Annotated in this window: 14 protein-coding genes and 2 pseudogenes; 8 read left to right on the top strand and 8 right to left on the bottom strand. The window is 70.4% G+C overall.

Going from position 1 to position 21,513, the window contains the following annotated elements:
* Positions 1 to 20: 20 nt before the first annotated feature.
* Positions 21 to 371, bottom strand: a complete 351-nt coding sequence (locus IE107_RS15865; protein ID WP_189544530.1) for a hypothetical protein — start codon at positions 369 to 371, stop codon at positions 21 to 23.
* 26 nt (positions 372 to 397) lie between these two features.
* Here IE107_RS15865 and IE107_RS15860 point away from each other — a divergent pair.
* The 5 genes and pseudogenes from IE107_RS15860 to IE107_RS15840 all read left to right on the top strand — a co-directional run.
* A pseudogene (locus IE107_RS15860) lies at positions 398 to 862 on the top strand (acetamidase/formamidase family protein); the annotation flags it as partial.
* 39 nt (positions 863 to 901) lie between these two features.
* Complete coding sequence (locus IE107_RS15855) at positions 902 to 1,495, top strand: N-acetylmuramoyl-L-alanine amidase (RefSeq protein ID WP_189544401.1); 594 nt, start codon at positions 902 to 904, stop codon at positions 1,493 to 1,495.
* A 103-nt stretch (positions 1,496 to 1,598) separates the two neighbouring features.
* Positions 1,599 to 2,849: a GAF domain-containing protein gene (locus IE107_RS15850; RefSeq protein WP_189544400.1), complete on the top strand. Its 1,251-nt coding sequence runs from the start codon at positions 1,599 to 1,601 to the stop codon at positions 2,847 to 2,849.
* Between the two features lie 113 nt (positions 2,850 to 2,962).
* Positions 2,963 to 4,486, top strand: a complete 1,524-nt coding sequence (gene exaC / locus IE107_RS15845; protein WP_189544399.1) for an acetaldehyde dehydrogenase ExaC — start codon at positions 2,963 to 2,965, stop codon at positions 4,484 to 4,486.
* 308 nt (positions 4,487 to 4,794) lie between these two features.
* Positions 4,795 to 4,917: pseudogene (locus IE107_RS15840) on the top strand (IS5/IS1182 family transposase); the annotation flags it as partial.
* A 124-nt stretch (positions 4,918 to 5,041) separates the two neighbouring features.
* On the opposite strand, the gene IE107_RS15835 reads toward IE107_RS15840, so the two are convergent.
* The 4 genes from IE107_RS15835 to IE107_RS15820 all read right to left on the bottom strand — a co-directional run bounded on the left by IE107_RS15835 (position 5,042) and on the right by IE107_RS15820 (position 8,488).
* Positions 5,042 to 5,758 carry a zf-HC2 domain-containing protein gene (locus tag IE107_RS15835; protein WP_189544398.1) on the bottom strand — a complete coding sequence of 239 codons (717 nt, stop codon included), beginning with the start codon at positions 5,756 to 5,758 and terminating at the stop codon, positions 5,042 to 5,044.
* A complete protein-coding gene (locus tag IE107_RS15830; RefSeq protein WP_189544397.1) occupies positions 5,755 to 6,327 on the bottom strand; it encodes a sigma-70 family RNA polymerase sigma factor in 573 nt (190 codons plus the stop codon). The genes IE107_RS15835 and IE107_RS15830 overlap by 4 nt, the downstream gene beginning before the upstream one ends.
* 121 nt (positions 6,328 to 6,448) lie before the next feature.
* Positions 6,449 to 7,447, bottom strand: a complete 999-nt coding sequence (locus IE107_RS15825; protein WP_229866973.1) for a DUF1996 domain-containing protein — start codon at positions 7,445 to 7,447, stop codon at positions 6,449 to 6,451.
* 87 nt (positions 7,448 to 7,534) lie between these two features.
* A complete protein-coding gene (locus tag IE107_RS15820; RefSeq protein ID WP_189544396.1) occupies positions 7,535 to 8,488 on the bottom strand; it encodes a CHRD domain-containing protein in 954 nt (317 codons plus the stop codon).
* 203 nt (positions 8,489 to 8,691) lie between these two features.
* Here IE107_RS15820 and IE107_RS15815 point away from each other — a divergent pair, with 203 nt between their 5' ends.
* From IE107_RS15815 to IE107_RS15805, 3 genes are all read left to right on the top strand, one after another.
* Positions 8,692 to 9,162, top strand: coding sequence for a COG4315 family predicted lipoprotein (locus tag IE107_RS15815; RefSeq protein WP_189544395.1), 471 nt, complete (start codon positions 8,692 to 8,694; stop codon positions 9,160 to 9,162).
* A 141-nt stretch (positions 9,163 to 9,303) separates the two neighbouring features.
* Entirely contained in the window at positions 9,304 to 9,639 is a 336-nt protein-coding gene (locus tag IE107_RS15810) for a hypothetical protein (protein WP_189544394.1), read from the top strand.
* A gap of 79 nt (positions 9,640 to 9,718) precedes the next feature.
* Positions 9,719 to 10,345: a hypothetical protein gene (locus tag IE107_RS15805; RefSeq protein ID WP_189544393.1), complete on the top strand. Its 627-nt coding sequence runs from the start codon at positions 9,719 to 9,721 to the stop codon at positions 10,343 to 10,345.
* Between the two features lie 177 nt (positions 10,346 to 10,522).
* On the opposite strand, the gene IE107_RS15800 is transcribed toward IE107_RS15805, so the two are convergent.
* The 3 genes from IE107_RS15800 to IE107_RS15790 all read right to left on the bottom strand — a co-directional run bounded on the left by IE107_RS15800 (position 10,523) and on the right by IE107_RS15790 (position 21,488).
* A complete protein-coding gene (locus tag IE107_RS15800; protein ID WP_189544392.1) occupies positions 10,523 to 14,911 on the bottom strand; it encodes an FtsK/SpoIIIE domain-containing protein in 4,389 nt (1,462 codons plus the stop codon).
* Between the two features lie 92 nt (positions 14,912 to 15,003).
* Positions 15,004 to 15,300, bottom strand: coding sequence for a WXG100 family type VII secretion target (locus IE107_RS15795; protein ID WP_072489588.1), 297 nt, complete (start codon positions 15,298 to 15,300; stop codon positions 15,004 to 15,006).
* Between the two features lie 98 nt (positions 15,301 to 15,398).
* Positions 15,399 to 21,488, bottom strand: coding sequence for a beta strand repeat-containing protein (locus tag IE107_RS15790; protein ID WP_189544391.1), 6,090 nt, complete (start codon positions 21,486 to 21,488; stop codon positions 15,399 to 15,401).
* Positions 21,489 to 21,513: the final 25 nt, after the last annotated feature.

The raw sequence follows: 21,513 nt of genomic DNA, 5'->3' as shown, positions 1-21,513 counted from the left end.
CACCGGACAACACCTTCCGGTCATCGGACACAGAGGGAGCGCGGGATGTCGGGGGATTCCAGCAGCGGACTGTTACGCGATGCCATCGGGCTGCGCGACGTCCTCTTCCAGAGCATCACGGCGATGCCACCCGCCGCGGCCGTCGCCGCCTCGATTCCGGCCGGAGCCGCGTTCGCGGGCGGCAGTCTGCCGCTGTCCGTGGCCGGAATCCCGGCCTTCGACTTCGTCTCCGAACTCAGCGCTCCGGTCTCGTACGCCGGTCCGGTCGTCGGTGTCTGGATGCTGACCGGGATCGTTGTACTGGTGGTGCTGCTGCGCCGGCATCCGCAACGGGTGGGCGCCACCCCGACCGTGCCGTGCATCGGATCCATCGGCAGTTCCACCTGGATGTCGCTGTCGGGCGGGCGTCACCTGCTATCTGGGCGTCAATGTCGAGGGTGCGCTGCTGAGCCTGGGGGACGGCCATGCCCGCCAGGGCGAGGGAGAGACCTGCGGTGTCGCCGTGGAGTGCGCGATGAACACAGTGGTCCTCGTCGAGCTGCTGAAGGGGGTCGGCACTCCGTGGCCCCGCATCGAGTCCGAAACCCATCTGATGTCGACCGGCTCGGCGCGCCCGCTCGAAGACGCCTTCCGGATCTCGCAGTTGGACCTGGTGCAATGGCTGGCACGCGACTACGGCCTGTCCGAACTCGACGCCTACCAGCTGGTGAGCCAGGCAGGTGAGGCCCCACTGGCCAATGTGTGCGACACCAACTACACCTGCGTGGCGAAAATCCGAAAGGAATGGCTGCCCTCGGGTGAACCTCATCGCGGGCTCCACCGCCATCTGCGGGAAACCGCGACCCTGCTGTCCAGCCCCTGACCGAACAGACCTCAACCCTTCCCCCCCACAGGAGTGTTCATGCACCGCAGAAGGATTCTCCAGGGCGTCGCCACGACGGCGGCCGCCGCGCTGATCCCGGCCTCCACCCGTGCCATGGCCGCCACGACCGCGGGCGACACGGACTATCCGTCTGCCCACTGGACGCCCGCCTCCACCTCCAACTACACAGCGTCGAACCGCCCTTCGGCCTATCCGGTCCAGTACGTGATCATCCATGTCACCCAGGAGACGTATCCGGACACGATCGGGATCTTCCAGAATCCGGCGAAGCAGGTTTCGGCGCACTATGTGGTGCGCTCGGCCGACGGCTACGTCGCCCAGTGCGTCCGGGAGAAGAACATCGCCTGGCACGCGGGCAACTGGGACTACAACACACGCAGCATCGGCATCGAGCACGAGGGGTGGGTGGACCGGCCCTCGTACTTCACCAACGCCATGTACGAGAAGTCGGCCCTGCTGACCGCATCGGTGTGCGACCGCTACAACATCCCGAAGGACCGCTCGCACATCCTCGCCCACGCCCAGGTCCCCGGGACCGACCACACCGATCCCGGCCCGGAGTGGGACTGGGTGCGATACATCCGCCTCGTGAATCTGTACTCGGTGACCTGACACGCCTTCACCGCCCTGCCCGATTGCGCTGTGCGCCGCGGTTGTCGCCGCGCCCGGCGGCGACGACCATGGGTGTTCACGACGCCCCTGACGGGAGGGTGAGTTGCAGGACCCCTGGGTGGCACTGGCTGCCGATACGGACCCCGGTGAACGGATCGGCCAACTGCGGCACGCTCACGAGGTGTTCACCACGGCGGGGCGGCTGGAACAGCCGGTCCGCCCAGTCGTCGGTGAGTCGTGGCGGCGCTCGGCGCGGGCCAGGGTCAGCCCGGACGGTGCGGCTCTGGTCGAGCTGGGTCCGGACGACCTCGGGCCGTACCGGGAAGGGCATCCCCTGGCCCCCGCCATGCCGTTGATCCGTGAGCTGATGGGTACCTACGCGGCGGAAGGGGAGCATCTGCTCGCGGTGTGCGACGCGCACGGCAGATTGCTGTGGGTCGAGGGGCCCGCGGCGACCCGGCGGGCCGCCGACCGGATGAACTTCGTGGAGGGGTCCCGCTGGGCCGAGTCGGTGGCGGGAACGAACGCGCCGGGGACGGCCATCGCCGTGGACCGTCCGGTGCAGGTCTTCGCCGCCGAGCACTTCCTGCGGCCGGTCCAGCAGTGGACCTGCGCGGCGGCGCCGCTGCACGACCCGCACACGGGACGGGTCCTGGGCGCCGTGGACATCACCGGCGGGGACCGGCTCGCACATCCGCACAGCCTGGCGTTCGTGCAGGCGGTGGCCCGCGCGGCCGAGACGCAGCTCGCACTGCTGGCCCCCGCGCCGGCCGGCGGGACCGTGCGGCTCAGCGCGCTCGGCCGGGACGAGGCACTGCTGGTGGCGGGGGGCCGCAGGATCCGGCTCAGCAGGCGGCACAGCGAGATCCTGGCGACGCTGGCCTGTCATCCTGAGGGCCTCGGCGGCGACGAACTCCTCATCGAACTGTACGAGGACGAGTCGGTGACCCCGGTGACCCTGCGGGCCGAGCTCTCCAGGCTGCGGCGGCTACTCGGCCCGGAACTCCTGCTCTCCCGCCCCTACCGCCTCGCCGCTCAGGTCGACGCGGACTTCGACACGGTGGCGCGCCGACTGGCCTCGGGCGCGGTGGCCTCAGCACTGGGCGCCTACACGGGGCCGCTGCTGCCCGCCTCGCAGGCACCGTCCGTCATCCGTCTGCGGCGTCGGCTCGAAGAGCAGTTGCGTGCGGCGCTCATCGCGCGCGGCGACCCGGGGCTGCTGGCCGACTGGGCGTACAGCCCCTGGGGCGAGGACGATCTCCCGGTCTGGCGGGCACTCGCCGCGGCCGTTCCCGCGGGGCAGCGCCCGGCCCTCCTCGCCAGGGCCCGCGCGCTCGACGCCGAGCAGAGCTAGCCCCTCGCCCCTCGCCCCTCGCCCCTCGCAACAGGGTTGCAACGTACCTTTGCCTACCCTCACGCCGAGGGCCGTCCAACGGCGGGCGGCTCCGTACCCGGGAGGCCACAGAGATGACCCGCTACGCAGCGCCTGGTACCGAGGGCGCCATCGTCTCGTACGAGTCCCGCTACGACCACTGGATCGGCGGCGCGTACGTGCCGCCCACCCGTGGCCAGTACTTCGAGAACCCCAGCCCCGTCAACGGCCGCCCCTTCACCGAGATCGCCCGCGGCACGGCCGAGGACGTCGAACTCGCTCTGGACGCGGCACATGCCGCGGCGCCCGCCTGGGGCGCCACATCGGCAGGCGACCGCGCGGCGCTGCTCAACAGGATCGCCGACCGGATGGAGGCCCATCTGGAGGAACTCTCGGTTGCCGAGAGCTGGGACAACGGCAAGCCGGTGCGGGAGACCCTGGCCGCCGACATTCCGCTGGCCATCGACCACTTCCGATACTTCGCCGGTGCGTTGCGCGCCCAGGAGGGCTCGCTCAGCGAGATCGACGACGACACGGTCGCGTACCACTTCCATGAGCCGCTCGGCGTCGTCGCGCAGATCATCCCGTGGAACTTCCCGATCCTGATGGCGACGTGGAAGCTCGCACCGGCGCTCGCGGCGGGCAACGCAGTGGTCCTCAAACCGGCCGAACAGACCCCGGCCTCCATCCACGTATGGCTGAAACTGGTAGCCGACCTGCTGCCGCCGGGCGTCGTCAACATCGTGAACGGCTTCGGGGCCGAGGCCGGCAAGCCCCTCGCCTCCAGCCCGCGCGTCGCGAAGATCGCCTTCACCGGTGAGACGACGACGGGGCGGCTGATCATGCAGTACGCCTCCGAGAACATCAAGCCGGTGACGCTGGAGCTCGGCGGCAAGTCTCCCAACATCTTCTTCGACGACGTGTGGAACGCTGACGACGACTTCCGCGACAAGGCGCTCGAAGGCTTCACCATGTTCGCCCTCAACCAGGGCGAGGTCTGCACCTGTCCGTCGCGCGCGCTGATCCAGCGCGGGCTGTACGGCGAGTTCCTGGAAGCGGGCGTCGCCCGCACCGAACGGATCGTGGCCGGACATCCGCTGGACACGGACACGATGATCGGCGCCCAGGCCTCCAACGACCAGTTGCAGAAGATCCTCTCGTACCTGGACATCGGCCAACAGGAGGGCGCGAAGGTTCTCACGGGCGGTCAGCGGATCGAGTACGACGGAGAGCTGGCGGGCGGCTACTACGTCCAGCCCACCGTCTTCGAGGGCGACAACCGGATGCGGGTCTTCCAGGAGGAGATCTTCGGCCCGGTCGTGGCGGTCACATCCTTCTCCGACTTCGACGACGCGGTGAGAACCGCGAACGACACCCTTTACGGCCTCGGGGCCGGCGTTTGGACGCGTGACATCAACACCGCCTACCGGGCCGGCCGCGCCATCCAGGCGGGCCGGGTCTGGACGAACTGCTACCACGCGTACCCGGCGCACGCGGCGTTCGGCGGGTACAAGCAGTCCGGGATCGGCCGGGAGAACCACAAGATGATGCTGGAGCACTACCAACAGACGAAGAACCTCCTCGTGTCGTACTCGCCGAAGAAGCTGGGCTTCTTCTAGACGCACGAAAAAGGCGCCTGATCTGGGTTTTCACCCGTCAGGCGCCTTTCGCTGAGCCCGCTCTCGACCGAGCCCGGCTTGCGCGCTAACTGGACCATCAAGATCCATTGTCAGGGTGTCCACTCCAAGGGATCAGCCTCAGCGTGCCGATACCCCCATACAAGTCGGCGGTTCAGCCGGCCAAATCACTCACGCCGTAATCACTGGAGAGCCGGATGACTGGGAAACCGTCATGTCCGGTTCGGCGGAAGGCCGCGCGGAACAGGACTCGCCCGCGGCGAGCACCTCACCGCGCGGCCGACCCAACCGCCTGGACCCCCGGCTTCCGCCGGCTCCGCATTCGCTGGGAACGACGTGACGACATCCACGGAGCATTCCTCGGCCTGGCGACCTGCCTGATCACCCACAGACATGTCCAACGCCTTTGTTAGGACCTCAACTCCCTCTTCGGAAGGCCCCGCACCTCACGTCGGGCGGGTCACGGTCCGCGTCCGGATCCGTGCCATCACCGTCAACAACATCATGGAGGCGCGTACCGCGTACCGACCCGGGGGTTCAGACCTTCACGGACACGTACTCCTTGCCCTTGTCGTTCTCGATCACGACCTTCCGCACGTCGTCCATGGGGACGGCTGCCGAGCCGTCGAGGTTGGCGCCCTTCTTCTCATCGGCGACGAGCCAGCTGCCCGCGATCTCGCGGCTGCCGTCCTTCGCCACGACCACCACGCGGCAGCGCTCGCCCGCCGGAATGCCCGTGACCGAGGCGTTGAGGCGGATCCAGTCGACGGCAGGGGTCACCCGGAGCCTCATCTCGCTGCCGGTCGAGGCGCTGCGGCCCTCGACAACCTTCATGCCGGCCGACTGCGCCGGTGGCACGGTCGCCGCGACCGAGGGGGCCGGGGGGATCGCCACCGGGGCACGTTCGCCGGTGTTCTGGCCGATCAGGACGCCGCCGCCGAGGACGGCTGCCGCCGCGACCGCCGCGACCGCGCCCAGGACCGCTCTTCGCCGCAGCGTCTGCCCGGCGCGTTCGTTGCGGACCTGCCTCAGCGTGCGCTGGAGCAGCAGGTCACCGCCTTCCGGGGGCCCGTCGAGGAACGCCTCCGGCGGTACTTCGCCGAGCGCGGACTCCATGTCCCGCAGCCCGTCCAGTTCGTCGCGGCACTTCTGGCACGACGCCATGTGTTCGTCGACGGTTCGCACCTCCTGCTCATCGAGCGCGCCGAGGACATAGGCGCCGAGCAGTTCGCTGTCGTGTTCCCTGGTGCTCACACCGCCACCCCCTTCAACGCCACCAGCTTCACTGCCTTCGGTCTGTCCGCGTACATGTCCCGCAGGGCCTTCAACGCATAGTGTGACCGGGACTTGACCGTCCCGGGTGGTATCCCGAGCCTGTTCGCCGCCTCGGCGACGCTCCTGCCCTGGAAGTAGATTTCCATGAGCACGTCCCGGTGGTCCGGGGAGAGCCGGTCGAGCGCCTCCATGACGACCATCGAGTCGACCACGGCGTCCGCGTGGTCCTGCTCGACGGGCTGGGTGGTCACCGACTCGGCGACCTCCGTGGGGCGCGCGGCCTTGGCCCGGTACCGGTCCGTGACGATGTTGCGGGCCACGGTGAGCAGCCAGCCACGTACCGAGCCCTTGCCGTTGACCAGCGCGTCCGGGTGTTTCCAGGCCCGGATCAGGGTTTCCTGGACCACGTCCTCGGCGGCGCTGCGATCGCCGGTCAGGCGTTGCGCGTACGCGAGCAGGGCTCTGCCGTGTTCCTCGTAGAGGGACCGGATCAGTGCCTCGTCACCGGTGTCCTGTCTCTGCCGGCTGCGGGACCACAATGCCGCCATCCATCTTCTCCGTCCTCTCCTGGGCCGATGCGCTGAACACGGACGGCGGGCCGGGCCGGTTCAATCCCCGGTGGATGTGAGCTGAATCACAGGCCGGTCGGGGGCGTGCGAGGGGTCCTGGTCACCCCGCCTTGCACTGCCGGTCCCCGTTGATGCAGCGCACCAGCTCCGCCATGCGGTCCCCGGTCATCACGTTCACGAACATCGCGTGGTCGGTGATCGGATCGCGCAGCTGCTCCGGGAAGGAGTCGACGGCGAACGGCGTGCCCTCCGGAAGTTCATAGGTGAGGGTGACGCGCAGTTGCGGCACGGGGAACGTGGCCCGCGGGCAGGTGCCGTCGGCGGCGGGGAACTGTGCGTGGGCGCGGTGGTCGGGGCTGTCGGTGGCGAGGCCGTTCCAGCAGCTCGGGAAGTCCAGGGTGCGGGTCGGTCCGCTGCCCTGCGGGCAGCGTACGTAGTTCCGGGAGAACCGGTCCGGGTAGCCGGAACAGCCCCACTGCGCACGGACATTCGCGCTCTCCGTGGTGGCCGCGACCGGGTCGCCCGTCACCAGCCGCAGGAAGCGGGGCATGCCGACGACCGAGCTGGCCGGGTTGCCGCGGAACTCCACCCGCACCGAGGAGGCGGTGACGGCCTCGCCGGTGTTGCCGTGGGCGCCGACGCCGGCCTTGTGGGCCTCGCCGGTGCGGTCGAGGCGGCGCAGCACCGGCCAGTAGTACGTGGACCGGTCGCCGCCCGCACAGGTGGTCTCGGCGGCGGCCAGAGTCCGGTCGGTGGACAAGGCGTTGGTGGAGAGATTGCCGACGTAGTCGTGGGTGTGGTGGGCGCCGTTCACGACGCCCGGGGAGGTCACGACGTTGTCCATGTTGTAGTGGCCCTGTTCGTTGCGGCCGCAGTCGACGGTGTACGAGCCGGTGGACGCGTCGGGTCCGGCCGCGGGCGCCCGGGTCGGCACAACGGTCCCGATGTCCATGTACTTGTCGTCGGCGGGTGCGCCGGACACCGTGGCGGCCCTGTCGGCGCCGAACGTCATGACGCCCAGGATCACGATCAGCCCGAGCGTCACGGGCAGTATCCCCCAGAACAGAGGGGAGTTGGGGAAGGGCAGCTTGATCCGCACGGATGCAGGGTGTCACCAGGGGCCGGGGCAATCAAGGTTGCCCACAAGCCACTCGCGAAACCTCCGTCAGCCCCTTGTCGGTGAACGTCAGCGGAACAACTGCCCTCGTACGGCGCCGTCGGGGAACTCCCGGGTGTGCACGTTCGAGTAGAAGGTGGTCGGGCTCCCCTTGAGGCGTGCGATCAGCTCGGCGTCGGGGGTGCCGACGCTCCCGGAGATCGCGAAGATGTTCTTCGGTACGGGAGTGACGAACAGCGGGAGCCGTACGTCGCCGTTCTCGCCGAGCACGCCTTCGTGGATGTGTCCGGCCAGCGGCGCCCCGATGTTCACCCAGGCCATGGAGTAGTCGACGCGGTCCGGCCTCGGGTGCAGGAACGTGGTGCTGTGCCCGTCCGGGTCGCCCGCCTTGCCGGGGGCGTCGGCCGGGATCTCCTGGCCGCCGTCCGCGAGCGCGCGCAACTTGCCGCCCCTGATGATGCTGAGCGGGTTCACCGGCTTCTCCAGGAGCCGGAGCTGTCCGCGCACCGTGCCGCCGGGGGACTCCTCGGAGTGCAGGTCGATGTAGAAGCCGCCGGGGTTGGTGCGCAGCCGCCGGGCGAACGCGGCGGAGGACATCGAGGTCTGGCCGGCGGCGGAATTCACCGAGGCGGGCATGGCCGTGCCGAACAGCTCGGCCTTCACCCCGCCGTCGCTGCCGGCCTGGCCCTGGTGGAGATGGCCGCGCGTCGGCCTGCCGATGCCGTTCCAGGTGAGGGCGAAGGTGACGCGGTCGCCCTTGACCTTGATGAGCGCGACGGCCTTGCCGTCCTGGGCGCCCTCGGCGGGCCCGTCCTTCTTCCGCGCTGCCTGGTCACCGGTGAGCCGGGCGATCAGGGAGACGGCCGGTGCCCGCGCCGCTTCGGCGGCGGCCGTCGAGACCCGGGCGCCATCGGATCCCCCGGGGCCTGGGCCGTTCTCGGCCGACGCCGGGGCCGTACCGGCGAAACCGGTGAGACCGGCGAGGAGCACGGCGACGCCCGCCGCGACAGTGAGCCTGCGCATGTCTTTCGTCCTTCCGGGAGTTGGGCTTCCAGGGCCCTTCGCGTCGACCAACGGACGGACGGCACGAACGGTTCAACGTCGTCCGCGATTCGGGGCGTCGGCAGACGGAGTGGCGCTCGCTGAACCCGTACGGCGGGAGGCACGTGTGGGCCACGGGGAACTCACCCCGCCGCTTTTCACGACGTACGAGAGAGGTCATCACCATGCGCGCACGCAAGGCTCTGTTCGCGATCCCGCTGGCCCTGGGACTTGTCGCCTGCGGTACCGGGAGCGACGGCGACACCGGCGCGGACAGGAAACCGGTCGAGGCGGCGCCCGGCACCGAGGTCACCGTGGCGGACGTCGGGCTCGGCTCCATCCTGGTCGACGGCCAGGGCCGCACCCTGTACGCCTTCACCAAGGACAAGGAGGCCACCAGCAACTGCGACGCGGAGTGCATCGCCGTGTGGCCCGCGCTGACCAGCCCTTCCCCCGCCGACGCGGGCAAGGGCGTCAAGAAGTCGCTGCTGCGCGAGGCGAAGCAGTCGGGGGGTGCCGTGCACGTCACGTACGGGGACTGGCCGCTGTACTACTACGTCGGCGACATGACACCCGGTGACGTCAACGGGCAGGGCCTGGACGGCGAGTGGTTCGCCGTATCGCCCGACGGAGATCTCGTCCGCAAGTCCGCGTGACCGTCCCCGAGGCCCGGTCCCGTACCTCTCCGACTCCCGTATGCCCTTGATCCGGCGGGTCGTTGAACCGTCCCGCGTCCACGGTCGTTCCTGGAGCGGGGCGGGACACGCCCACCTGACGACGCGTACGAGGGAGGAGCCTTGGCCGAGATCGAGATGCCGGGAGACGAGGTGCAACGTCTCGGTGAGCTGCTGGGCCGGGTGGTGGATCTCATCGACACCCGGCCGTCGGGCTACAACCCCGAGGACGTCGGCCCGCCACTGGTGCGCCCCGGCACGGACTTCGACGACGCGTGGAAGGACGGGCGCGTGCAGGTCAAGCGGAACAGCAAGGACCTCAAGGACGGCTGCGATGCCATCGTGAAGGCCTTCGCCGAATTCGACACCAAGATGGGCTCTTCGCTCAAGGAAAGCGGCAGCCAGGGCGGTGGCGGCGACGCGACACCCGCCGGGGGTGCCGCCCGGCCGTCGTCCTAGGACGACGGCCTCATCGCTTCCCCCTGTCCGCCTGGCCCGACTCGGGCCCGGCCCGAAACGAACTGAGGAGAACGGTCCCATGACCGCTGGTTCGCACACCTTCGGGATCGCCATCCCGGAGAACTGGACGGAGTACGACCTGCACGGCGACACGCTCGCCGAGCGCCGCGCCGAGATGCTGCGGCACGCTCCGCAGAAGGAGACCCGAGACGCCATCAACCACACGTTCCGCAGCGCGCGGCGCATCATGGAGGGTGCCCGCATGCGCGGCGCCGTCTATGCGGCGGGCACCACCGCCATGTACGAGGACGGCCTGCTGGTGGCCGGGCTCATGGTGTTCAGCGTGAATCCGCCGCCCGGTGAGGACTTCTCCGCCAAGGGCATCGCCGAACAGTTCTCGGCCACCGGGGGCCGCCGCCGCGAGGGCACCACCCGGACCCTCACGACGGCGACGCTGCCGGGTGTCGGTCCGGTCGGCCGGATGACCGGCATCGAGGAGACGGAGATCGCCGACGGCATCTCGTACAAGATGGTGGTGACGCACACGTTCGTGCCGGTTCCCGGTGGTGAGCGGGTCCTGATCATCACCTGCTTCAGCCCGAACATTCCGCTCGCCGAGCCGCTGTGCGACCTCTTCGACGCCATCACCTCGACGTTCGCCTTCGGTGAGGAGGCGCCGGTGACCGCCGGCGCGGCGGCCACCTGACCGACGTCGGCCCCGCACAGGGCCCGGCCGTTCCTGTGAGGAACGGCTGGGCCCTCTTCTTCGTGTGTGCCGAAGGCCGGAAGACCTCCGCTCCCCCCGGTGGCCGGAGGGGAGCGGAGGCCTTCCGGCCCTGCTCCGTGGTGCGGTGCGACGTGGTGCGGTACGCCGTACTGCCGGTCAGTCCACCGTCGTCGCGGGCACGCGGACCGTGGTGAAGCGGCCGTCGCCGAGCTGCAGATGGGCGCGGCCGGGTTCGCTGTCCTGGCCCATCAGGCCGCGTGGCAGACGGGCGCCGACGAGTTCGCCGTCGCCCATCAGGCGGGGCGCGAGCAGGGCTCCGCACCGGTTGCGGCGTACGGCGGCCTGCCAGCCGCCGATGCCGCCGAGCAGTGCCTCGTTGTTGCCGGCCACGATCAGGCCCCAGCCGTCCCCGGCGCTGCCCCGGGCGAGCGCGACGAAGTCGGTGTCGAGCTCGGAGTTGATCATCATTTCCGCGTCGTCGACGAGGATGGCTCCGGCGGGGCTGTCCACCCTGCCGAGTGCGGCGCGGAAGTCGGCGATCGCGACGTCTGTGTCGGTGAAGACCTCCACGACGCCGGGCTGTCCGGCGAGGCCGCGCAGCGGCGAATTGCGCGGCGCGATCACCACGATCTTCGTGCCGGAATCGGTCAGCGACTTCGCCATGGTGAGCAGCACCGTGCTGCGGCCCGACCTCGGCGGGCCGGCGACCACGAAGGACGGCACCTGTGACAAGTCGGTGCCGATGGCGGCGAGTTCGTCTCCGCCGACGCCGATCATCGCCCACAGCGGGGAGACGAGGTGCGGCTTGCGGGCCAGGGCGTCCGCGAAGTCCAGCTCGTCGGGCAGGACGTCCACGCGGAACGGCCTGCGCTCGGCGGGCACGTCGGCGTCCCGTTCCCCGACCCGTTCGGCGAGTGCGTCGAGTGCCTGGGCCTGGCCCGCGCCGGTGGCGTCGGTGCCGTCGGTGCCGGGGATCAACGCGACCTGTGCGCTATTGATGTCCTTGGCGAGGACACCGCGGCCGGCCGGGAGGTCCTCTGGGACATTGCGGGCGTTGAGGCCCACCATGGAGTAGTCGGAGCGGTCGTTGAGGCGCAGGACCAGCTTGTCCTCGGTGGAGGCCGAGAACCGGCTCTGGCCGAGGATGCGGTCGCCGGACAGGACCAGATGCACGCCGACGCTCGCACCCTCGCGCATCAGAAGGGTCATGGCGTCCATCAGGGTGCCCTGGTCGTAGTTGGCGAAGTCCCGCTCGAACGCCTCGAACCGGTCGACGAGCAGCAGGATGTGCGGGGGCCGCTCCGCCTCGGGCAGGGCACGGCGCAGCTCGGTGAGGTCGGCGACGCCCCGCCTGCCGAGGAGTTCACGGCGCCGCCCGACCTCGGCGACCAGGCGGTTCAGGAGGCGGGCCACCCGCTCGACCTGACCCCGGTCCACCACGGCACCGCAGTGCGGCAGTCCACTGAGGGCCTGGAGGGCTCCGTTGCCGCAGTCGAGTCCGTACAGGTGGACGTCGGCGCAGCCGTGCGCGCCGGTGAGAGCGGCGGCGAGGGTGCGCAGCGTCTGGGACCGGCCGCTGCGCGGCGAGCCGACGATGTACAGATGTCCCATCTCATCGGGGTCGAAAGCCAGTTGACGCTGTGCCTGCTCGGTGGGTACGTCCACGAGGCCGTACGCCACCGGGGCGAGCCGGCCGCCCTCGGCCGCCTCTGGGGGCGTGGGCAGGTCGGCGAGCGTGAGGGTGTCGGGCAGCGGGGGCAGCCAGGGGCGGCGGGCGGGCGGTACGGAGAGCCGGGTGGCCGCGTCGCGTACCGCGTCGACCAGGACCGACAGGTCGGTGACCGGCTGGAAGGTGTCCTCCTGGGTGTCCGGCCTGGGTATCGGGGCGCCGAGGGCCTCCCAGTGGAGTTCGGTGAGCACCGGCGCCGGGCGGTCCTCGTCCGTGTCCGAGGCGTCGAGGCGGCGGCCGCCGATCCGGCCGGTCTGGAACGGCAGCAGCGCCGCGTGGCCGAGCCTGGCGTGGGCGCGGCCAGGGGTGCGGGGGGAGAGCTGCCCGGAGTCGGGGGCGTCGATGATGTCGCGGCTCTCGCTGGTGTCGGTGGTGCGCAGCGCGATCCGCAGGTTGGTGTTGGCGCGGATGTCGGCGGTGACGGCGCCGGAGGGCCGCTGGGTGGCGAGGATCAGGTGAATGCCGAGGGAGCGGCCCCGCTGGGCGATGTTGACGAGTCCGGAGACGAAGTCGGGGAGTTCTCGCACCATCGACGCGAACTCGTCGATGACGAGGACGAGCCGGGCCATGGGGGCGAGTTCGGGACGGCGGGTGCGCTTGTCGGTGTAGTCGTCGATGTCCTTGGCCCCGGCCTCGGCGAGGATGTGCTCGCGTCGCTTGAGTTCGGCGCCGAGGGACACCAGGGCCCGCCCCACGAGGTGGGTGTCCAGGTCGGTGACCATGCCGACGGTGTGCGGCAGGTCCTCGCACTCGGCGAAGGCGCTGCCGCCCTTGTAGTCGACGAGGACGAAGTTCAGCTCGTCCGGCCGGTTGGCGACGGCGAGGCTCGCCACCAGGGACTGGAGCAGTTCGGACTTGCCGGATCCGGTGGTACCCGCGATCAGGCCGTGCGGCCCGTCGGCGGCCAGGTCGACGGCGAACGGACCGTCCACGCCCTCGCCGAGCACGGCGCGGGTGCTGCGGGCGGCGATCACCCAGCGTGCGGCGACGGCGTCGGGGGTGGGCGGTTCGAGACCGAGTACGTCGAGGAGCCGGGCGGAGGCGGGCAGCAGGTTCTCGTCGGCGTCGTCGCCCACGTCGCGGATCGGCGCGAGCGCGCGGGCCACGCCCACGCACCAGGAGCGGGTCGGCGCGTCCATGCGGACCTCGTCGACGGGGTCGGCGTTGTCCTGCTCGGCGCGCAGCCACTTCGGCCCGGCCACGGCCACGGCGCGGCACTCCTCGGGCAGGAGCCGGGCCTCGTCGTCCACGCACAGCGCGTACACGCCGACGGCCGGCCCGTCGCGGAGGATCTGGATGACGCCGGGCAGGGAGCGCAGTCTCCGGGCGCCGTCGAGGACGACCAGGACGTCGGGTTCGCCCACGGCTCCGCCGCGCGGCGCCCGGTCGCCGGCCGCCTGCCGGGCGGCGATCACGGTGGTGAGTTCGGCGATGCGGCGGCCCACGGACTCGGCGCTCGCGCCGACCAGGGAGATGGTGTCCTCGCCGAGCGGCGCGCAGTGCGGCAGCCAGTGCACCCAGGACCAGCGGTCCGCGCCGCCCGTGCCGGACAGTACGCAGATCCGCAGGTCGGAGGGGCTGTGCAGGACGGCGGCCTGGGCGATCAGCCAGCGCACCAGCGGCTCGGCGGTGTCGCCTCCGGCGACGCCCATGACGCCCGAGGCGCGCAGCGGCACGGTCACGGGCACGGCATGTGTGGTGCGGTCGACCCTGCGGCGGTGTTCCGGCTCGGCGGGGTCCTGGAGCTCCACGTAGGCGGGGCGGTCGGCGACGCCGAGCCGCATCAGCAGGAAGTCGTCGTCGCGCCAGCGGCGCTCCCACAGCCGCTGCCGCGGGCCGGTGGCGATCAGGAGGGCCGACGCCGGGTCCGGGGCGGCGAGGCGGCGGGCGTGCTGTTCGGCGAGCACCGCCTCGTCCACGTCCTGTTCCAGGACGGCCTTCTTCTCCTCGTACTCCTTGAGCTGGTCCTCGTAACTCTCCTTGCCGCGGCGCTTGTTGGAGAACTGGGAAATGAGGGCGACGACCGGGGAGAGGACACCGAAGATCAGGAACCTGGGGTTGTTGAAGATGACGAACGAGACGCCGGCCATCATCAACGGTGCGAAGATCAGCATGAGCTGGAGCTTGTTGCGAGTGGGTTTGCCGGGCGGTACGGGGAGTTGGAAGCGGTTGTTGACGGGCGGGGGCAGCAGCCGGGGCGGCCGGTTGTAGTCGAGGCCCACGCCGTCGTCGGAGGGCTGGAGGGCGGCGTCGGGCGCGGAGGGCGCGGCCAGTTCGAGCAGGGCCGGGCCGACGGTGAGGACGCCGCCGAGCGGCCATTGCGTCCAGTCCCGCGCCTCGGTGCCGTCCCGTGTGACGCCGTCCTGGTCGACGGAGCGTACGGTCGCGGTGCCGTCGGCGTGCACCTTCAGGCTCGCCGCGGTCTTCGCGAGCCCTTCGGCGCGGAGCTGGATGCGGCAGGACGCGGCGGAGCCGATCTCGTAGTCGCCGGGCGACAGCCGGAACACCAGCCCGGCGTCGGTGCCGCCGATGCCGCGCAGTTCCACGACGCCGTCCGGCTCCGGGCCCGCCTCCGGTGCGGGAGCGTCCAGGGACAGCAGGCTGCCGGAGCGCAGGGCGGCGGCGGCCATCGACTGGTCGGCGGGGAGCGGGGTGGCCCCGTGGTACAGGACGGGCGGTGTGTCCGGGGTGCCGCCGCGCAGCCGCCGGTGCAGTTGCGCGGCGAGTTCGCCCGCTGGGGCCTCGGGGTCGGCCTCGATCATGATGTCCGCGGTCTGACCCTGCTCCGGGTCGACGGCGGTGACGGTCAGACGCATCGTCAGTGCTCCTTGGGCACGGGGGTCACCAGGGGTGCGGGGATGCCGGCCGGGCCGGAGAGGGGCCCGGCCCGGCCGGCATCCGGGCGGGGTCACTTGCGGAGGCTGGAACCCATCTCGGAGTCGAACTGGGTCATGCCCTCGCCGTACTTCTTGATGTACTCGGAGATGCCCGTGAGGCCCTCGGTGACCTTGCCGTAGTTGTCCGTGTACTCCTGCACGAAGGGCTGGAAGTCGTTCCTCGCCGACGGGGTGTTGTAGCCGTCGGCGGTGAGCGCGTCCAGGTCGGCCTTGATCTTGTTGAGCTGGGCGACCGCGATCTCGTATTCGTTCATGGTCTGCGTGGCGGCGGCGCTGGTCTTCTCGTCGTTGACGATGTAATCGGCCATCGGAATGTCTCCTGTTTCCAAGTCGTTGGTGTGGACGGTTGTTTCATGGACCATTTCGTGGACCCGCGCCCTACACACGACGGGTGCGGCCATTCGGTTCAGACTTTGATGGGGACTTCTTCGGGCGGATTCGCCAATTCGGTGTCCTGGTTGGAGTTGACCGCTCCGATGGTTTTCGTGGGAAGCGAGGCGAGCGGCACCTCGGGGCCCTTGGTCTTGAATCCGTGGTCGTTCTCGACCTTCTTGCCGGCCAGCGAATTGCCCACGCCGTAGCCGAGTTTGATGCCCGCATTCTCCAGGGTGGTCTGCGCGTCGGCGCCCTTGGCACCCACCTCGTAACCGACGCTGACGGCCTGGCCGACGGCGCCCTTGAGGATGCTGGTGAGGGCCTCGTAGCCGTATTCGTGGAGCTCGGTGACGGAGGTGGGGCCGCCCGCGTAGGCGTGGTAGTCGTGGATCGCGGTGTGCTGCTCGTTGAAGGAGCCGTTGGCGTCGATCTCGGTGAGGGTCTTGCCGTTGGCGTCCTTCACCTGCACGGAACCGTTGTTGTTGACCTTGACGTCGAACGTGACCGGGTTGCCGTTGTTGTCGGTCGTGGTGACCGTGCCCTCCACGCCGTCCTTGGTGACGGTGAACGTGGTGTTCTCACCGCCGGCGGTGTTGCTGAACGAGGTGGTGCCGTCCGGGTTCTGCGTGATGGTGACGTTGCCCGCCTGGTCGGTGGTGGTGGCGGCGCCGGTTGCGAAAGTGGTGGTGGCGCCGCCGCCGGCTGGGGTGACGACGGGCGCCGCTCCCGGCCCGCCGGTCACGGTGGTGTTGTTGCTGAAGGTGACCTGCGGGGGTCCGGCGGGCCCCTCCTGTCCTGCTCCGGGTTGCGCCTGAGCCACGCCGGGCCCGGTGAGGGTGCCGTCCGGTCCGACGGTGACCGTGTCGCCGGGCTGGTTGCTGCCGGGCACGGACACGTCGAAGCTGCCGTCGCCGTTGGCCTTCACGTCGAACGGGCCGCCGTGGACGGTGGAGGCGCCCTTGCCGCCGACCGGGATGTCCGCGGAGGGACCGCCGCCGTTGCCGCCGACCGTGAAGGTCTCGGGGCCCGGCGCGGGGTCACGGTTGAAGGGGTTGTGCGGGCCGTCCAGGATGTCGGACTTCTGGCCCGGCGTACCGGCGTTCTCCACGTCGCCGGGGCTCTTGCCGAACGTGGTGTTGTTGGTGTCCACGCTGGTGTTGCCGCCGAAGAAGCCGTCGTGGTGGACGACGGGGCCGCCTCCGGGCGTGGGCACGGTGATGCCGCTGTTGCCGTCGCCGGTGACCGTGCTGATGGAGGTCTCGCCGGGGTTGTTGCCGATGGGGTGGCCGGCCGTGTCGATCGGAAGGTTGGTGACCGGGTCGACGTGGGTGCCGGAGGGGCCGAGGCCGGTGACGCCGCCGGGTGCGAAGGTGCCGGTGGCCGGTCCGTACGTGACGGAGAACTCGCCGTCGGGTCCGCCCGCGTTCGGGCCGTGCACGACGGTGCTGCCGGGCTCGTGGACCGGGTCGGCGCCGTGCGTGGTGATCGTGGGTCCGTCCGGGCCGTTGGACAGGGTGTTCTGGCCGCCGGTCATCTCCGGTGAGCCGAACAGGCCCCAGCCCTCCTGCTGCGGGGTGTTCACCGTCACCTGGGTGTTGGTGCCGGTGATGCCGGCGCCGCTCGGCGAGTTGTTGACCGTGGCCTGGCCGTTGTTGTCGACGGTGTGGCTGACGCCGGAGTCGTGGTGGACGGTGGTGGTGGCCGGGCCGGTGCCGTCGTTGCCGATGGTGGTCGTGAACCCGTCGCTGGTGAAGGTGGTGGTCTGCCCGTCCGTCGAGAGGGTGGCGCCGTTGGCGCTGGTGATCGTGCTGGGGGCCGGTACGGGCACCGGACCGCCGCCCGCGGGGTTCGGGCGCGGCGGCACCTTCGCCTCGGCCCCGTCGGAGGTCTGTGCGGTGATCGTGCCGTCGGGGCCCGAGTTGACGGTCGTTGGCGGACCGCCGGGTGCCTGGCTGTGCGTGAAGGTGACATCGCCGCCCGGGTTGACCGTCGTGTTGACGCCCTGGGTGTTGACGCCGTTGGTGCCGACATCGGCCTGCGCACCGGCGGCTCCGGTGTCGGTGAAGGTGACCACGGGGTTGTTGTTGGCGTCGGTGTTGGCGGTGATGGTGACCGGGCCGTTGGTGACGGTTCCGGTGTTGTCCACGCTGAAGTTGCCGTTGTTGTCGGCGGCGGTGGTGCCGTTCGCCCCGGTGGTGACGGTGCTGTTGGGACCTGCCGGGGCGTTGTTGCTGATGGTGCCGTCGTTGCTGATCGTGCTGTTCGCGGTGTTGTTGCCGTTGATGTCCGTCTGGGCGCCGTTCCCCGTCAGGGTGGTGCTGCTGCCGCCGGAGGTGGTGACCTGTGTCGGGTTGCCTCCGCTGGCCGGGTTGACGGTGACCGAGGCGGGCCCGCCCTGCGGTCCGACCGTGGTCGGGCCGTCTCCGCCCGTACTCACCGACGTACCGTTCTGACTGACGGTCGTGACACCGTCCGGGCTCTGGCTGACCTGGACCGGGTTGACGGTGCCCACGCTGCCGCCGGTGCCGTTCGGCCCGTGACTCGCCTGGACCGGACCGTTGCTGACGGTCGTGGTGCCGTTGTTGCCGACCGTGACCGTGGTGTTGTCCGGACCGCCCGTATTGACCGTCTGGGTACCGGCTCCCGCGGGCGCCGACTTGGTGACGGTGCCGTCCTCGTGGACGCTGGTGGTGCTGCCGTCGGCGGTGGTGACCTGGGCGGGGTCGCCGCCCGACGGCGGCTTGACGGTGACCGAGACGGGCCCGCCCTGCGGTCCGACCGTGGTCGGGCCGTTCCCGCCCGTACTCACCGACGTACCGTTCTGACTGACGGTCGTGACACCGTTCGGACCCTGGCTGACCTGGACCGGGTTGACGGTGCCCACGCTGCCGCTGACGCCGTTCGGGCCATGACTCGCCTGGATCGGGCCGTTGCTGACGGTCGTGGTTCCGCTGTTGTCGACGGTCACGGCGGCGCCGTTCGGGCCGTGGACGGTGACCGAGTGGCCGCCGCTGTTGTCCACGGAGATGGTGGTGTTGCCCGCGTTCACCGGATTCCCGGGGGTCGGCTGCGGCACGGCCGGCGGGACCGGGTTGCCCTGCGCGTCGTTGGCCGTGATGGTGCCGTCGGCAGCGACGTTGATCTCCTGGTCGCCGTGCGCGATGCTCGCCGATCCGTCGTTGTTGACCGTGGTCGAGCCGCCGATGGTGACGCCGTCCGCGCCGTGGCTGATCCCGTCGACGTGGAACTTGCCGTTGGGGTTGATGGTGAACGTCGTTCCGTCCGGGGCGCTGAACTTGATGTCGAGCGGCGAGAAGTCGACCTTGCCGCCGGGGCCCGTGGCCGTACCGCCGCCGTTGCCGTCCGTGGTGATCCCGTTGACGGTGACGCCGCCGTCCGGGCCTGCCGAGACCTGTGGCTGGCCGCCGGGCGGGGTCACGTCGAGGCCGCCGCCGGGCTTGGTGGTGACGGCGGTGCCGTCGGGGCCGTTGAAGGTGACCGGGGCCGTGCCGTTCGGGCCCACGGCGATGTCCCCGTTCGGGTTGACCGTGACCGGCGGCTGGGTGCCGGAGGGGTTCAGGTCGAACTGTCCCTGCGGGTTGACGGTGATCGTTCCGCCGTCGGGCGTACTGAACTTGATGTCGACGGGCGAGAACTCCACCGATCCCCCGCCGCCGGTGGCCGTGCCTCCGCCACCCCCGTCGGTGGTGATGTTGCCGGTGGTGATGCCCCCGTCCGGGCCGACCGAGACCTGCGGTTGACCGCCGGGCGGGGTCACGTCGAGCGAGTTGCCCGGACCGTTGAACTGCACCGTGTCGGGGGTGGGGCCGCCGGTGGTCACCGTGAACCCCGTGTCGTCGAGCGTGGTGGCGGGGCCGCCCGGCGTGGTGATGGTGGCGCCGCCGCCCGGCGGGATGCTGGTGTTCACGTTGGTGTCGGTGAAAGTGACCGGGCCGCCCGCGTTGGCCGGGGGCAGGTTGATGTTCTGACCGCCGCCGTCGCCGTTGACGACGCTCACGTTGCCGTTGTTGCCGACGTTGGCCTGCGTGCCGTCCGGCAGGGCGAATCCACCCCCGGGGTTCCCCGCGTTCCCGTTGAGCGTGGTGTTGCCGAAGTTGATGTCGACGTTGCCGTCGGCGGGGTTGTGGGTCGCCACCGGCTGGCCCGCCGGGGGGCCGTTGAACACCGAGTTGACACCGCCCGTGTTGTCCGCGCTGAGCCCGCCACCGCCCACCGTCGTGGAGCCGCCGTTGTCGGTCACGGTGAGGCCGTTCGGGGTGGAGACCGTGTTGTTGTTCACGGTGAACTCCGGCGTGGGACCGCCGCCGTCGCCGCCGGGCGAGCTGAACGTCGTGGCGCCGCCCGGCCCCTTGGAGACCTCGCCGAACGCTCCCGAGGTCGTGAAGCCGCCGTTCGGGCCCAGCTCCGTGGAGAGTGCGGGCTTCTCCGACTGCGCGGGCGCGAACTCGCCGCCGAGCCCCCCGATGAACTTCTCCTTCGTGGTCGGGCCCTGGATCGGGGTGTCGATCGTCGTCGTGGTGCCGTTCGAAGTGATGACGTCGCCGTCCGGGCTCTTGATGGTGTTCGTGCCGTTCGCGGTCGTCGAGGTGAACCCGTCGGGTGTCGTGGTGGTCGTCGACGTCTGGGGCGCCGGGACTCCGAAGGGCAGGTCGTCGGGGGCCTGGACCTGGTCGGCCTTGGGACCGGGCGGGGTGATCTTCGTCTCGGTCTTCGCGCCGTCCGGGGTCGTGACCTTCGTCTTGACCTCGCCCGTGGTGGGGTCCGACTTGGTCGTGCCGTTGATGCCGTGGAAGCCGGTCTTCTGCGCGCCCTTGGTTTCGGAGAACAGGACGTTGGTGGGTTTGAACTTGCCGTCGACGACACCGAGGCTGTTCACGGAGAACGCCTTGTCGATGTTGCTCTTGAACTTGCCCTTGGTGGTGAAGGCGTCCTTGATGCTGGTGGCGAACTTCGTCCCGCCGAACAGCGTGAAGGCACCGGCCGTGGCGGCGCCGAGCGCGGCGCCCGTGGCGGCCGAGGCCGCGTCGAACTTCTTCCCGTCGACCAGCGCCGTGATTCCGCTCGCCAGGAAGCCGAGGGAGAACTCGGTGGTCACGTCGATCGCGAACTTGGCGACGAGGGCCGAGCCGGGGGACGACTTGAGGCCCACGAGCCCCTTGGCCAGCGGGTCGATGATCTTGCGGACGAACGTCGAGTTCTTCAGGGCAGCCGAGACCGCCCCAGAAGCCGTCCCGACGCCCTTGCCCACCTTGGCCAGGAACGGCGCGAACTTCGCCAGCTTGCCCGCCGCCCCGACGATCTTCCCGAGCCCGCCGAGCAGCACACCACCGGGTACGAGGGTGAGCAGGCCGATGATGATCTCACCGGCGTCGATCTTGCCCTGCGACACCATCCGGATCACCGACACGGCGAACAGGATTGCGCCCAGGATGAGACCCACGACCGGGAAGAACACGGCGACGATGCCGATGATGACACCGGCGATGATCTCCACCAGCGGGTTGTCCGCGAGGAAGTCACCGAACTGCTTCACGAAGTCCCGTGCGGGGATGGCCTGTTCGGCTGCCGCATCAAGGATGATCGTGGCCTTGTTCGACCCGTCCTCGCGCATCCGCTGCGCCGCGCGGCCGAGCTCCTCGGCGGCCGACAGCGCCTCCTTCGCGGCGTTCACCTCGCCCTGCTCCGTCCGGTGGGTCTCGGCCTGCTCCGGGGTGGCGTCCGCCGCGAGGGCCGGGACCTCCGTCTTCGCAGTGGCGGCGACCTCCTGGCCCTGGTCGATGGCCCGGTCCAGCAGGTCCTGGGCGCTGGTCAGGGTGTTCGCGTACTCGTCGTAGGCGCCCGCGGCGGTACGGAAGGAGTCCCTGGTCTTCTCCAGGAGCCCCGGCAGGTCCTTGGTGATCCGCGTCTTCAGGGCGTCCATCGCCTGGCCCTTGCCGCGGCGCAGCGCCCCGTCGTCGCGCAGCAGGTCGACCGCCTCGCCCGCCCCGTCGCCCAGCTCCTGATAGGTCCTGGCCAGTGTTCTGATCGCCTCCGGGTTCCCGGGGGTCGGGTCCTCCCCGAACCCGAGCACCTCCCAGCCCGTGGTGTGCCGACGCGCCATTTCCAACTCCTCCCGGCTACACGCC

Origin of the sequence: Streptomyces gelaticus, assembly GCF_014649535.1 — a bacterium.
In the GTDB taxonomy this organism is placed as follows: Bacteria; Actinomycetota; Actinomycetes; order Streptomycetales; family Streptomycetaceae; genus Streptomyces; species Streptomyces gelaticus.
This window is presented reverse-complemented; position numbering and strand designations above follow the sequence as displayed.